The following is a 13,753-nucleotide window of genomic DNA, read 5'->3' as shown; positions in this document are numbered from 1 at the left end:
GCTATAGTTTGCACGTTATTGCCGCAGGTAAAAGCAAGGCTCTGGCGTTAGTATTTTGTAAAAAATTGCCTGTTGTTTGCTGACCTTGTGCCGGATCAAACAAAAGCGAAAAAAATAGTCCTGAAGCAGCCAAGAGATTCAGCCTAAATCCTTGTATCAGGCAGGGCTTTTCATTATGATCCGCCGTATTTTTCAACTTATAATAATCGCTGAAATTCAGCCGCTTAAATCGTATAAAGTTTAAGCGTTAACGTGGAGATGAGTGGATGAGCAATGCGCCAGTCGATCATGGTCGCCGTCGCTTCCTCACTATCGCAACCTCAGTAGTAGGTGGCGTTGGTGCAGTTGGAGCAGCCGTTCCCTTTATTGCGTCCTGGAACCCGAGTGAAAAAGCCAAACAAGCTGGTGCAGCTGTAACGGCAAATATCAGCAAACTCGAGCCAGGTCAGTTAATTCGGGTGGAATGGCGCGGTAAACCGGTGTGGGTTGTAAAACGTACCCCAGAAATGTTGCAGACCTTAACAGCAGTTGAAAGTCAGTTAAGAGATCCTGCTTCAGAAGATGAACAACAACCGGCTTATGCCAAAAACCAGCATCGCTCGAAAAAACCAGAGATTTTTGTTGCTGTTGGTATCTGTACTCACTTAGGTTGTTCTCCAACTTATAAAATGAATGACTTCGACGCCCATGTTGAAGGTATTGCATCTGGTTTCTTCTGCCCATGCCATGGTTCTACCTACGATATGGCTGGTCGGGTGTTCTCTGGTGTTCCGGCGCCAAAAAACCTGATGATCCCACCATATATGTTCACTGATGACAGTACGCTGACCATCGGTGCTGACGAGGGGACTGCCTGATGTTTAAAAATTTCATGAACTGGATCGAATACCGCATGCCATTTATGGAGAAAATGAACCTCCATGTAATGCAGTATCCGGCGCCGAAAAACTTCAACTTCTGGTACTTCTTCGGCTCTTTGGCGATGTTAGTGCTGGTGAACCAGATCCTGACCGGTATCTGGTTAACAATGAACTTTGAACCTTCAGCTGAACGTGCTTTTGCGTCAGTTGAATACATCATGCGTGATGTTGATTACGGCTGGTTGTTGCGTTATATGCACTCCACCGGTGCTTCTGCCTTCTTTGTGGTGGTTTACCTGCACATGCTGCGTGGCATGATGTACGGCTCTTATCAGAAACCACGGGAACTGCTGTGGATCTTCGGTATGCTGATTTTCCTGGTATTAATGGCTGAAGCCTTTATGGGTTATTTGCTGCCATGGGGTCAGATGTCGTTCTGGGGTGCGCAGGTTATTATCTCTATCTTCGGTGTTATTCCGGGTATTGGTGATGATTTAACTTTGTGGATCCGTGGTGACTACGTTATTTCAGGTGCGACCTTAAACCGCTTTTTCGCCCTGCACGTTATTGCCCTGCCGCTGGTATTAGTGATTTTGGTATTCCTGCATATCATTGCACTGCACGAAGTGGGTTCAAACAACCCGGATGGTATCGATGTGAAACGTGCAAACGACGGCACAAAAATCGATAACAACGTGTCAGACAAATTTACTTTCCACGAATATTTCACCAAAGGTGGCAAAAAAATCATCGTTGACGCTATTCCTTTCCACCCCTATTACACGGTGAAAGATATCGTTGGTGTGGTTGGTTTCCTGCTGGTGTTCTGTGCTGTTATTTTCTTTGCACCTGAAGGTGGTGGTTATTTCCTGGAAGCGCCAAACTTCGAACCAGCCAACCCAATGAAAACTCCTGATCACATTGCGCCAGTCTGGTACTTCACACCATTCTACGCCATTCTGCGTGCTGTTCCTGATCAGCTGTTTGGTGCCATTTTTATGTTCCTGGCCATTATCTTCCTGGCGTTATTACCATGGTTAGATCGTTGCCCGGTGCGTTCAGTACGTTACCGCAGTACTTTGCATAAACTGAATCTGGTGAATTTCTGTATCAGCTTCGTGGTGTTAGGTGTGTTAGGTGTGCTGCCGGCAACGCCAACTTATACACTGCTGGCGCAAATTTTCTCTTTCACTTATTTTGCGTTCTTCGGTTTACTGTGGTTGTACAGTAAAAATGAAAAAACCAAGCCACTGCCTGTGAGGTTATCATAATGCTGAAACAGTTATTCTCAGTACTGGCACTGGTTGCATCATCTGCTGCGCTGGCGGCAGGTGGGCCTGCTGTTCACCTGGACAAAGCACCTATTGATTTGCACGACAAAGAGTCGCTGCAACGGGGAGCCAAAATGTTCCAGAACTACTGTCTGGGTTGTCACCAGATGGAATATCAGCGTTATTCCCGTACTTTCCGCGATCTGGGCATTCCGGACGAAGTAGGTATGCAGGAACTGGCTTTTACCGCCAATAAAGTAGGCGACTTTATTAAAAACGCGGCGCCAAAAGCTGATCTGGCCCGTTGGTTTGGTGCACCACCACCAGATTTAACTAACGTCGCCCGGGTGCGTGGCCCGGACTGGCTATACACTTATTTACGTTCTTTTTATGCGGATCCAAGCCGTCCTTTTGGCGTGAACAACGACGTGTTCCCGCTGGTGGGTATGCCTCATGTACTGCAAGAGCTGCAGGGTGTACCACATAAAAAGTACGAAACCCGTCTGGTTGATGGTGTTTCCAAAGAAGTGTACGTTGGTATTGTGGCGGATGAAACCGGTGAGCTGAGCGCAGAAGAATACGACCGTGCTGTGGCTGATCTGGTGAACTATCTGGAATACACAGGTGAACCTTCCAAGCTGGAATCTCATAGCCTCGGTATTAAAGTGATGATCTTCTTACTTATTTTCTTTGTGCTGGCATTCCTGCTGAAGAAAGAGTACTGGAAAGACGTTCACTGAGTCAGTCAAGCTGACAAATAAGGGGCCTGGTGGCCCCTTTTGCCGTTTTAAATTTACCGGAGGAATTCATGGCGATACCTGCCAACAGGCGCTCTGCTATGACGTTGTTTGCATCGGCCGACGACATGTACAGCCATCAGGTCAGAATGGTGCTGGCAGAAAAAGGTGTGAGTGCTGATATTCTGCTGGTCAGCAGGGATAACCTGCCGGAAGACGTCTATGAGGTTAATCCTTATGGTTCTTTGCCTACCTTGCTGGATCGGGATTTAGCCTTGTACCAGGCAGATATCATTATGGAATACCTGGACGAGCGTTTTCCGCATCCACCGCTGTTGCCTGTGTATCCGGTAGAGCGTGGTAAAACCCGCCTGATGATGTATCGTATTAAACATGACTGGTACGGTATGGCAGAAAAAATCCTGTCAGATGGTGAAGATGCGGCAGAAGCAAGACGTGATTTACGCGAAAGCCTGTTATCGATAGCACCGTTGTTTCAGGAAACACCCTATTTTATGAGTGAAGAATACAGCCTGCTGGATTGTTATATGTCGGCTTTATTATGGCGTTTACCACTTCTGGGCATTGAGCTGTCTGGCTCCGGTGCTAAGGCGCTGAAAAACTACATGATCCGTCTGTTCGAGCGCGATGCTTTCCAACAATCGCTGACTGAAGCTGAACGCGAAATCCGCCGTAACAGCCACTATTGAGGGTGCAACAGTGCTAAAAATGACCCCAAACCGCCCTTATTTACTGCGTGCATTTTACGAGTGGATAGTGGACAACAATCTGACGCCTTATCTGGTGGTGGACGCAACTTTACCTGGTGTTAAAGTGCCGCTCCAGCACGTACAAAATGGCCAGATAGTGCTGAATATTAACCCATCTGCTGTAGGTAACCTGTTACTTGGCAATGATGCTGTGACTTTTAACGCTCGTTTTGGCGGTAGCCCTTTTGCACTTTATATTCCGCAGCGTGCAGTGCTGGCCATTTATGCCCGTGAAAATGGCGCTGGCACTATGTTTACCGCAGAAGAAGATGATGACGAGTTATTGGCCGAAGAGCTGCTGGATGACGAAGCTGAGCCTGTGGTAGCACAAACTGAAACCCCAGAACCTACTGAGCCGGACGATAAGCCAAAAAGGCCTTCACATCTGCGGGTGATTAAATAATTAAAAATTGAATAGCTTGATTGCTAAAAAAACCGGCTTTAACGCCGGTTTTTTACGGCTGGATGTTGGGGCCACCAGCATAAAGCCATCATCTAACGTGAAGTTCGTTATTGAAATTCAGTTCACAAAGAAGCGCCTTACCCAAGGTTATTTCCGCTCAGCGGCAATTTGCCAGAAGGCCCGCATCAGGGGTTCATGTAACCTTTTGGATTGCATACAAATACCCAAATCAAAAGGTTCAAACTGATAATCAAGGGCTACTGTACGCACCCGTTCCCGCACCGGACTGTGCTGCACAACTGGCTCAGGAACGACGGCCACACCAGTGCCAAGCGCCACCATACTGACCATAGCTTCATGGCCTTCTACTTTGGCTACCATATTGGGGCTGAAGTTTTCCGCTTTTAACCATTGATCCAGCCTGCTGCGCGCCGGCCCATGTTCAGGCACTATCATTGGAATATCCTGCCAGCGAATAGGTATTTCGTTTAATAAATCATTTACTTTGCAGGGCACCACTGGCGCTATCAGCTGCAGCGGCAACTTGGCGATGCTGGAAAAAGCGATATTCAGTGGTAAGTTGGGTGGGTACACTGCCAGCGCAACATCGGCTTCATCATTTTTTACTTTTTCCAATGCCATCGCAGCATCACCTGTTGTCAGCTGAATTTCGGCTCTTGGGCATAACAAACGGAATTTATCCAGGATATCCGGCAAGTGGCTATAACTTGCGGTGACAGTACAAAATAACCGCAGTTGTCCTTGTAACTCATTGCTGGTTAAAGACAAATCTACCTGCAACTGATGCCAGTCTTCCAGATACTTTTTCACAAACTGCTGAAAACGCACGCCGGCTGGTGTTAGCCGTACCGATCTGTTGTCTCGGCTAAACAGCTGCACCCCTAAATCATCTTCCAGCCGCTGAATAATGCGGGTGAGCGTGGAAGGGCTGACATAGAGCTGCTCACTGGTTTTACTGAAATTCAGACTGCTGGCTAAATGTTGAAATAGTTGTGCGCTACGAAGATCCATCGGAAAAGTCCGTGATTGCAAAAAGTGAAATATTGTATTGAGAATATATCACTTCACGCAATGAGCTTGCTGGACTATTGTGGTTTTATCAAAACGGCACAACAAAGGGTTGTGTTGTTCTGCCACAAACCGCAGGGGCTCAGGTCCATGTTTTGGCAAATCAGCAAATTCAGGTACAAAAATTATGGCTAATTATTTCAACACTCTGAACTTACGCCAGCAGTTAAAGCAGCTGGGCAAATGCCGTTTTATGCAAAAAGAAGAATTTGCTGACGGTTGTAACTTAATCAAAGGTTGGAAAATTGTCATTGTTGGTTGTGGTGCTCAGGGTTTAAACCAGGGTTTAAATATGCGCGATTCTGGCCTGGATATTTCTTATGCCTTGCGTGCTGATGCCATCACACAAAAACGTAAATCTTTTGTGCAAGCCAGCGAAAACGGTTTTGTGGTAGGTACTTACGAAGATTTAATTCCGACGGCAGATTTAGTATTAAACCTGACGCCGGATAAACAACACACTGCAGTGGTCAAAGCTGTCATGCCTTTAATGAAACAAGGTGCCACTCTGGCCTATTCCCACGGTTTTAATATCGTGGAAGAAGGCAATCAAATCCGCAAAGACATCACTGTGATTATGGTGGCGCCTAAGTGCCCTGGTACTGAAGTGCGGGAAGAATATAAACGTGGTTTTGGTGTACCAACCTTAATTGCGGTGCATCCGGAAAACGACCCACAAGGCAACGGCCTGGCCATTGCCAAAGCTTACGCTTCTGCCACCGGTGGTGACCGTGCCGGTGTACTGGAATCAAGTTTTGTGGCTGAAGTGAAGTCGGATTTAATGGGTGAACAAACCATTTTATGCGGCATGTTACAAAGCGGTGCCATTCTGGCCTACGACAAGCTGGTGGCTGATGGTTATGAAGCTGGTTTTGCCGCCAAGCTGATTCAGTTTGGCTGGGAAACCATTACCGAAGCGCTGAAGCACGGTGGTATCACCCATATGATGGACCGGCTGTCAAACCCGGCCAAAATTAAAGCTTTTGATTTGGCAGAGCAGTTAAAAGGCATTTTACAGCCGCTGTTTGCCAAACATATGGACGACATTATTTCAGGCAAATTTTCTGAAACTATGATGGCTGACTGGGCCAATGACGACAAACAGCTGCTGGGCTGGCGTGAAGAAACCCGCCAAAGTGGTTTTGAAAATGCGCCTGTTAGTGCAGAGCATATCGCCGAACAAGATTATTTCGACCGCGCTATTTTGTTGGTTGCCATGGTGAAAGCAGGGGTTGAACTGGCGTTTGATACCATGGTTGAGGCCGGTATTGTGGAAGAATCAGCCTATTACGAGTCGTTACATGAGACACCGCTGATTGCCAATACCATTGCCCGTAAACGTCTGTATGAGATGAACGTGGTGATTAGCGACACCGCTGAATACGGTAACTACCTGTTTGCCAACGCCGCTGTGCCTATGCTGCGCGAGCTGGTGAACAATATCAGCCCTGAATTGCTGGGTAAGGGTGTCAATGCCACCAACAACGGTGTTGATAACATCCGCCTGATTGAAGTGAACGAAGCTATCCGCCAACACCCGGTGGAAATTGTGGGCAAAACATTACGTGGTTACATGACAGCGATGAAACGCATTGTTGTGAACCAATAACTGAGTTTTACGTGGACCTTGGTTGTTTGCCCGGCTTTTTGCCGGGCTTTTTTTATGTCCACAGCTGGCAGCTTTAGTAACCATGGTGGTCGTTTTTTTGTCGACAGACATTGTTTTGCATCTTTGTCGTCAGCGGCCAAACAATAATTTGGACAAAGCATTAAAACCAGTTGAATTCTTTACCCAAACAAAAAGCCTGTTGTTGCTGCTCAGTCTCAAGTTGATAAAGTGCATAGCTGTTTTGCAGTAACTCGTTCACGCTGTTGTGATGCAAACCGGCGGTTTTTAACATCTGGTGCAATGACCGGGTTTGGCATAAATGATAAGGCAATGTCACTGTTTTCAGGCTTTGGTTGAACTGTTCTGTCAGTGCCGGATTGGCGTTATTCAACAACTGATAATATTGCGATTTATCCAACAAAGCGCTGCTCTGTGCGTCGTAAAGGGTGAGTGTATTTACCGCCAGGCCCAAAGCCAAACCAAACAGGCTGCAGCAAACACAAAGTAGATAAAGAGGCATTTTTTTCAATGTTCTGGCTCCTGCCGGACGGGCTTGTTAAGGGCGATAGGGCGTTCAGTTTTAAATTCCGCCGACTTTGTGGTCTATGTGATTAGGTTTTATAACTCGGCTTTTTAACATAACAGACCCCAAATTGCTGCAGAGCCTTTTATCACAGCTGCATAAACAGTATGTCGGCAAAGGTTCAGCGAACGACAAACTTATCGTCAATAGCCTTGTGATGGCAGCTGTTGAGTGCGAAGCTAGAAAAATGAAAAAGAATAAATTATGAGGGAATAACCATGAAATCAATTGCATTAGTGGCCCATGATGGTAAAAAAGCCGAAATGCTGGCCTGGGTGCGCCAACATGCGGTGTTTTTCCAGCAGAAAACCCTGTATGCCACCGGCACTACAGGTCGCTTGTTAGAAGAAGCTTTGCAACTTCCTGTACATTGCCTGGCCAGTGGTCCGCTGGGTGGTGATCAACAAATTGGTGCTTTAATTGCCGAACAAAAAATTGATTGGCTGATATTTTTTTGGGACCCACTGAGTTCACAACCGCATGACCCTGATGTAAAAGCGCTGATCCGTCTGGCTGTGGTGTGGAATATTCCGGTTGCCTGTAATAGCGCCACTGCAGATTTTATTGTGCATTCAAGCTTGTTCAGCCAGAACTACCAACGGACAGTGCCTGATTTTTCAGCGCATCAGAACAGGTTCGATAAAATCTAAAACCAGGTTGTGGCAGCAGTTTTACTCTGGCGCTGCCGTTTGTTGTTTTTGCCTGGTGGCTTTGGGCTGTAACCTGTCAGTGCTCCAGCTTTGCATTTCATAAATGCGCGAGATACAACGTTCAAAGGCAAAACTGAGCTGACTGGCCTGGTATAACTCAGTAACAGCTGTGGTGCTGGTTAACAATAACAGGCAACCTCTGGTGTAACATTCATCGACCAAAGCAATAAAACGCCTTGCTTCGTTATCTAGTTTGCTGACAAACACAACACTATGTTCCCGCTGATAATTTTCTTCCACGCCATGCAAAATGGCGGTGTCAGAAAGGTGCTGAAACTGCGGAATATCCGCCACTGCAATCACGCTGAATTTGTCGGCCAGCGCCATATAATCCAGCTGACTGCGTGGCCCGGAACAAAGCGCCATAAAATCAAAACCAATAGCATGCTGATTACACCATAAAGCAGGTATAGCTCTTTGCTGGATGTTGATAGCAGTGCAGTTCTCCAGTGGGCCAGTCAGTTGTGCTGTCAGGTTTCTGAGCCAGTTTTCAGCCACATTCAGGCCGTAATAACAAAAATCAGCAGCAGCCATCCGGCGATAATCAATGCCATTATCCAGTTTAAATAATTGACAGTGTTGTGTTAATAACGCGATGGTGGGTAAAAATCTGCTGCGCTGCAGGCCATTGGCGTATAAATCAGCGGGTGGTGAATTTGACGTGGTCACCAGCACCACATTCAACGCAAAAAGCTCGCGCCACAAGGTGCCAAGCAACATGGCATCCCCAATATCACTGACAAAAAACTCATCAAAACACAACAGCTGATAGGTGTTGGCCCAGTTTTGGGCAACCAGCTGCAGCGGGTTGGCTTCGCCTGTCAGGGCATGTAATTCCTGATGCACCCGCGCCATAAAATGATGAAAATGCAGCCGGATTTTGCGTGTTGTCGGCAAATGCTTAAAAAAGCTGTCCATTAACATGGTTTTGCCACGACCTACAGGACCATAAATATACAGGCCGCGACAAGGCTGACCTGCCGCAATAGCTTTGCTGATGGCGTCCAGTTGCTGCAGGCACTGCCACTGCGCTTCGTCAAATTGCAGCTGTGCTGTTTCTATCTGTTGTTGGTAAGTAGTTAACATCATAAACCTCAGCAGAATGGCAGATGTGTAGCAGCAGTCCGGGCCCTGTACATCACCGCTATTTGCTCCTGCAATAGCGGCATACCGTACATCCTGTACATCACCGCTATTTGCTCCTGCAATAGCGGCATACCGTACATCCTGTACATAAAAAAGGCCGCTAAAATAGCGGCCTTTCAAAGCTGCGGCAAGCGTTTAAGCGCTTGGGCCTTTGCCAATATAACGTTCCAGCCAGCTCAGCACTTCGTTGTACCAGAATAACGAGTTATTCGGTTTTAAAATCCAGTGGTTTTCATTGGGGAAATACACCAGTCGCGCATCCACACCTTTGCCTTTGAGCACACCATAAATTTCCAGACCCTGATTCACCGGCACGCGGTAATCCTGCTCACCGTGGATCACCAACATTGGCGTTTTAAAATTCTCCGCATACATGGCCGGGCTGGCTTTTAGTACATTTTCTTTTTTGTCCCATGGCGAACCGGCATAAGCATGCACTCTGTGAATAGTACTGTCAGAGGCAAACTGCGCCATTAAATCGTAAACACCGGCATGATTCACTAAGGCTTTGTATTTGCTGCTGTGACCGGCAATCCAGCTCACCAGATATCCGCCGTAGCTGCCACCAGCCGCAGCGATACGGCTTTCATCGATATAACCGCGCGATACCAGATGGTCGATGGCGGCTTCTGAATCAAAAAATGGTTTGCTGGCATGGTCGCCATGAATAGCTTCGGCAAAAGCTTGACCAAAACTGGTGGAGCCATGGAAGTTCGGCATGATGGTGACATAACCGGCAGCGGCAAACACTTGTGGGTTCCAGCGGTAATTAAAGTTGTCGCCAAAATAACTGTGTGGGCCGCCGTGTAACAGGCTTAGCAGCGGCCAGCGTTTTTTCGCGTCAAAATTGGGCGGAAACACCACAAACATCTGAATTTGTTTGCCGTCGCTACCGGCAAACGACATTTCTTCTACTTTGCCAAACTGCAGGTTTTGTTGTTGCTGGTGATTAAACTGACTGATTTGTTTTAAGGTGCGGTTTTTATTATCCAGATAAAAAATTTCCGGCAATTGGCTGATGCCATGTTGTACCAATACAAATTGTTGTGGCCCGGCCACCTGGAACTGTTCGTTGCTGGCCTGGCGCAACACCTGTTTTACCGCGCCACCCTGCACCGGAATAGAAAACACCGACTCACGCGCTTTGTCAGCAGCGATAAAATACAACATGGTGCTGTCTTTGGAGAAATACCAGTTTGAAGGTGATAAATCGACATTGGCAGCCATTGCCGTTGCGGTTTTGCTGGCCAGGTTAAAGTTCATCAGCTTGACATTGTCTTCGGTAAAATCCAGCCGGCTTTGCGCGCCATACACCAGGGTTTTGCCATCCGGACTAAAAACCGGGTTGCCGTCGCTGGCTTTATTGGCTTCAGTGATATTGATAAATTTGCCACTGCCATCTGTGCCAAGCAGCAGAATATCGTGGTTTAGCTCGTTATAAGGCGGTTGGCTGGTAATGGCACTGACTGCAATAGTTTTGCCATCCGGCGACAGGTCAAACTCAGGCGCGCCGTTTAAATTCATCAGCGTTTTCCAGCCAGGCGTTAAATGGCGGATAACACCGGTTTCTACCTCCACGGTAAAAAAGTGCGGGGTGTATTCGTCGGTTAACCAGTGATCCCAAAAGCGGTATAAGCGGTTTTCCGTCACTTTAGCGCTGACTTTTTTCTCTTTATCCGCTGCTTTTTGGCTTGCCAGCTTTTTAAAATCACCATCAAAACCGGCTGGTACCTCAGCCACAAATAAAATTTGTTTGCCATCCGGCAGCCAGACCGGCGATGACACCGCCACCGGCAGCTGGGTAATATTCTTTGCTTCACCACCAAATACCGGTAAGACAAACAGCTGGTTTTGCGCATGACCCCGTTTGGACACAAATGCAATACTGCGACCATCCGGGCTCCAGGCGGGCTGAGTGTCGCTGTCGGTATGTTGGGTTAAAGGGGTGGTTTTGCCACCTGGCAGCTCAATCAGCTGTAAATCGGCATTGCCTTTGTCTGTTGTGAAGTCGAATTTGGTCAGGCTAAATACTGCTCTTCGACCATCCGGCGACACTGTTAAACCGGCCGGGCGGGCCACCTGCCAGACAGATTCTGCTGTTAATGGTTTTGCTTCGGCCAGAGCAAAACCAGAAAACAGTGCTAACAAACTGATCGAAAAGGCTAATTTCATAAAATTGCTTCCAGTGTTCAAGATGGCCCTAAGCATAGGGCATGCATTGTGCTACTGGCAACCACAGAGCGGCAGGCCGGGGTTTAACAACAGTCAGGCTGCGACGAAGTTTTTGAGACCTATTCTCGTTTTTGTTTATACTAGCGCTCTTTTACCGGGCTGTTGTAAACAAGCCTGCTGGCCGTTGCTCTGATGCGCGGTGTTTTTTGTAGTCAACTTCAAAAGGAACAACGGATGAAACGTCAATTGATGGTGTTATTGTTTTCCAGCGTCGCAGCTTTAGTACAGGCGGCCGAAGTAAATGTGTATTCAGCCAGGCAAGAAGAGCTGATTAAACCTGTGTTGGATAAATTCAGCGCCGACACCGGCATTAAAGTAAATCTTATTACCGGCAAACCCGACGAGTTGATTAGCCGTATGGCGAGCGAAGGCCGTAACAGCCCGGCTGACGTATTAATCAGCACCGATGTTGGCCGGTTATACCGTGCCCAAACTCAGGGTTTGTTACAGCCGGTACAATCTGAGCTGTTAACTAAAGCCATTCCGGCGCATTTACGCGACCCGCAGCAACACTGGTTTGGTTTAACTTTGCGCGCCCGCCCTGTGCTTTACGTGCCTGGCAAAGTGGATACGAGTCACATCAACAGCATTGAAGATTTAACCAAGCCCGAATTTAAAGGCCGTATTTGTATCCGTTCTTCTGACAATATTTATAACCAGTCGATGCTGGCGGCGATGATTGCAAGCGTGGGTGAAGCCAAAACGCTGGAATTTGCCAAAGGTTTGGTGGCGAATTTTGCCCAGCCACCAACTGGTGGTGACAGAGACCAGATTAAAGCCGCCGCTGCCGGTGTTTGTGATATTGCCATTGCCAATACCTATTATCTGGCCGGTATGTTTGATGATGCCAAAGACGTTGCCGCTGCCAAAGAGGTGAAAGTGTTATGGCCAAACCAGAAAGACCGTGGCGCCCATATCAATATTTCAGGCGCCGGTGTTGCCAAATATGCACCCAACAAAGCAGCTGCTCAGCAACTGATTGAATATATGGTCAAACCTGAAGCGCAAAACTGGTACGCCAGCAAAAACCACGAATATCCGGTACTGGAAGGTGTAGCCTGGAGCCCGGTATTACAGGGTTTTGGTACCTTTAAAGCCGAACAACTGCCGCTGGTAAAACTGGGTGAACTGAATGCCAAAGCCTTGCAGTTGATGGATCAGGCCGGTTGGAAATAACTTGTTGTTATTTTTAAGATTGTTATCTTTAATGCTGTCCGCTGGAGTCGCTGATGCAGTTGAATAACCTGCATTGGCGGCAATGGCCGTTGTTTGTGGGCGCTTTGTTGCTGTTAATGCCGCTATTGGTGGTGTTTAGCAGTTTATTAAGCCCTGACGTGGCGCTGTGGCAACATCTGCTGGCCACAGTGCTGCCGGATTATCTGCAAAATTCTTTAATATTGGCTTTTGGCGTGGGTCTTGGGGCTTTGTTGTTAGGCACCAGTCTGGCTTGGCTGATTGTGTTTTTCCGTTTCCCAGGCCGCAATGTGCTGCAATGGTTGTTGTTATTGCCGCTTGCCATGCCCGCTTACATTATTGCCTACAGCTACACAGGTTTATTAGATTTTGCCGGGCCTTTGCAAAGCCTGCTGCGGGAGAGCTTTGGCTGGCGTTATGGCGATTATTATTTTCCGCAGGTGCGCTCTTTAGGCGGCGCTATCTTGTTGTTGTCTTTGGTGCTTTACCCTTATGTGTATTTGCTGGCGCGCAGCGCTTTTGCCAGTCAGTCGGAGCGTTTAGCTGAAGCCAGTTTAAGTTTGGGCCTTTCCAGAAGGCAGCATTTTTTCCGCGTGACTTTACCTATGGCAAGACCTGCGCTTATTACCGGTATGGCGCTGGCGATGATGGAAGCTTTTGCCGACTACGGCACAGTGCAATATTTTGGTGTGCCGACTTTAACCACCGGCATTTTCCGCACCTGGTTTGGTATGGGGCAACAACAAGGCGCGGCGCAGTTGTCGGCTTTGTTGTGTACCTTAGTGCTGGCGCTGATTTATTTTGAGCTGGCGTCACGCCGTCAACTGCATTTTTATTATACCGGTCAGGCACATACTGAGATTAAAACCCATCAGGTGAAGGGATTTAAAGGTTATTTATTGTTATTGCTGGCGCTGCTGCCTTTGCTGCTGGGGTTTGTGGTTCCGGCGGCGCAGCTGGTGGTGCTGGCGGATTGGCCGGCGCTGCTGAGCACAGATTACCTGAAGCTTTTATGGCACAGTTTTAGTCTGGCTTTTGCCGCTGCCGTGTTGGTGGTTGGGCTTGCCATCTGGCTTTGTTATGGTTTGCGGCTGAATAAGCATTGGTTGGTGCAGTTGCTGATCCGGTTAAGTGCTATGGGTTATGCCA

General features: G+C 47.7%; 13 protein-coding genes. 9 read left to right on the top strand and 4 right to left on the bottom strand.

The genetic code is table 11. The features are described from left to right. Nucleotides 1-266: 266 nt before the first annotated feature. The 5 genes from petA (at nt 267) to RCH83_RS05370 (ending at nt 4,041) form a co-directional block, all read left to right on the top strand. The gene (gene petA / locus RCH83_RS05390) at nt 267-857 is read left to right on the top strand and encodes a ubiquinol-cytochrome c reductase iron-sulfur subunit (RefSeq protein WP_306519810.1); all 591 of its coding nucleotides are present in this window, start codon (nt 267-269) and stop codon (nt 855-857) included. Then, nucleotides 857-2,131, top strand: coding sequence for a cytochrome bc complex cytochrome b subunit (locus tag RCH83_RS05385; protein ID WP_306519808.1), 1,275 nt, complete (start codon nt 857-859; stop codon nt 2,129-2,131). Before petA ends, RCH83_RS05385 begins: the two co-directional genes overlap by 1 nt. Next, complete coding sequence (locus RCH83_RS05380) at nt 2,131-2,871, top strand: cytochrome c1 (RefSeq protein ID WP_306519806.1); 741 nt, start codon at nt 2,131-2,133, stop codon at nt 2,869-2,871. Before RCH83_RS05385 ends, RCH83_RS05380 begins: the two co-directional genes overlap by 1 nt. Nucleotides 2,872-2,939: 68 nt before the next feature. Next, nucleotides 2,940-3,578: a stringent starvation protein SspA gene (gene sspA / locus RCH83_RS05375; RefSeq protein WP_306519804.1), complete on the top strand. Its 639-nt coding sequence runs from the start codon at nt 2,940-2,942 to the stop codon at nt 3,576-3,578. Between the two features lie 19 nt (nt 3,579-3,597). Then, nucleotides 3,598-4,041: a ClpXP protease specificity-enhancing factor gene (locus tag RCH83_RS05370; RefSeq protein ID WP_306519802.1), complete on the top strand. Its 444-nt coding sequence runs from the start codon at nt 3,598-3,600 to the stop codon at nt 4,039-4,041. A 147-nt stretch (nt 4,042-4,188) separates the two neighbouring features. On the opposite strand, the gene ilvY is transcribed toward RCH83_RS05370, so the two are convergent. Further along, nucleotides 4,189-5,073 (bottom strand): HTH-type transcriptional activator IlvY, encoded by an 885-nt coding sequence (ilvY, locus tag RCH83_RS05365; protein ID WP_306519800.1) that lies wholly within the window; start codon nt 5,071-5,073, stop codon nt 4,189-4,191. Nucleotides 5,074-5,257: 184 nt separating this feature from the next. On the opposite strand from ilvY, the gene ilvC reads away from it, so the two are divergent. Next, the gene (gene ilvC, locus RCH83_RS05360) at nt 5,258-6,739 is read left to right on the top strand and encodes a ketol-acid reductoisomerase (protein WP_306519798.1); all 1,482 of its coding nucleotides are present in this window, start codon (nt 5,258-5,260) and stop codon (nt 6,737-6,739) included. Between the two features lie 160 nt (nt 6,740-6,899). On the opposite strand, the gene RCH83_RS05355 is transcribed toward ilvC, so the two are convergent. After that, nucleotides 6,900-7,268 (bottom strand): hypothetical protein, encoded by a 369-nt coding sequence (locus tag RCH83_RS05355; protein ID WP_306519796.1) that lies wholly within the window; start codon nt 7,266-7,268, stop codon nt 6,900-6,902. 272 nt (nt 7,269-7,540) lie between these two features. Here RCH83_RS05355 and RCH83_RS05350 point away from each other — a divergent pair, with 272 nt between their 5' ends. Then, entirely contained in the window at nt 7,541-7,972 is a 432-nt protein-coding gene (locus RCH83_RS05350) for a methylglyoxal synthase (RefSeq protein ID WP_306519794.1), read from the top strand. Nucleotides 7,973-7,993: 21 nt separating this feature from the next. Here the strand turns inward: RCH83_RS05350 and zapE are convergent, their stop codons facing one another. Both zapE and RCH83_RS05340 read right to left on the bottom strand, forming a co-directional pair. Continuing rightward, nucleotides 7,994-9,121 (bottom strand): cell division protein ZapE, encoded by a 1,128-nt coding sequence (gene zapE / locus RCH83_RS05345; RefSeq protein ID WP_306519792.1) that lies wholly within the window; start codon nt 9,119-9,121, stop codon nt 7,994-7,996. Nucleotides 9,122-9,313: 192 nt separating this feature from the next. Further along, the gene (locus RCH83_RS05340) at nt 9,314-11,350 is read right to left on the bottom strand and encodes a S9 family peptidase (protein ID WP_306519790.1); all 2,037 of its coding nucleotides are present in this window, start codon (nt 11,348-11,350) and stop codon (nt 9,314-9,316) included. Nucleotides 11,351-11,584: 234 nt separating this feature from the next. Between RCH83_RS05340 and RCH83_RS05335 the strand changes: the two genes are divergently transcribed. Continuing rightward, nucleotides 11,585-12,586 (top strand): Fe(3+) ABC transporter substrate-binding protein, encoded by a 1,002-nt coding sequence (locus RCH83_RS05335; RefSeq protein ID WP_306519788.1) that lies wholly within the window; start codon nt 11,585-11,587, stop codon nt 12,584-12,586. 53 nt (nt 12,587-12,639) lie between these two features. Continuing rightward, a partial coding sequence (locus RCH83_RS05330; RefSeq protein ID WP_306519786.1) for an iron ABC transporter permease occupies nt 12,640-13,753 on the top strand: 1,114 nt, incomplete at its 3' end.

Source organism: Rheinheimera sp. (assembly GCF_030824435.1).
Classification (GTDB): Bacteria; Pseudomonadota; Gammaproteobacteria; order Enterobacterales; family Alteromonadaceae; genus Pararheinheimera.
The sequence above is the reverse complement of the archived record's forward strand: the minus strand, read 5'-3'. Positions and strand labels throughout refer to the sequence as shown.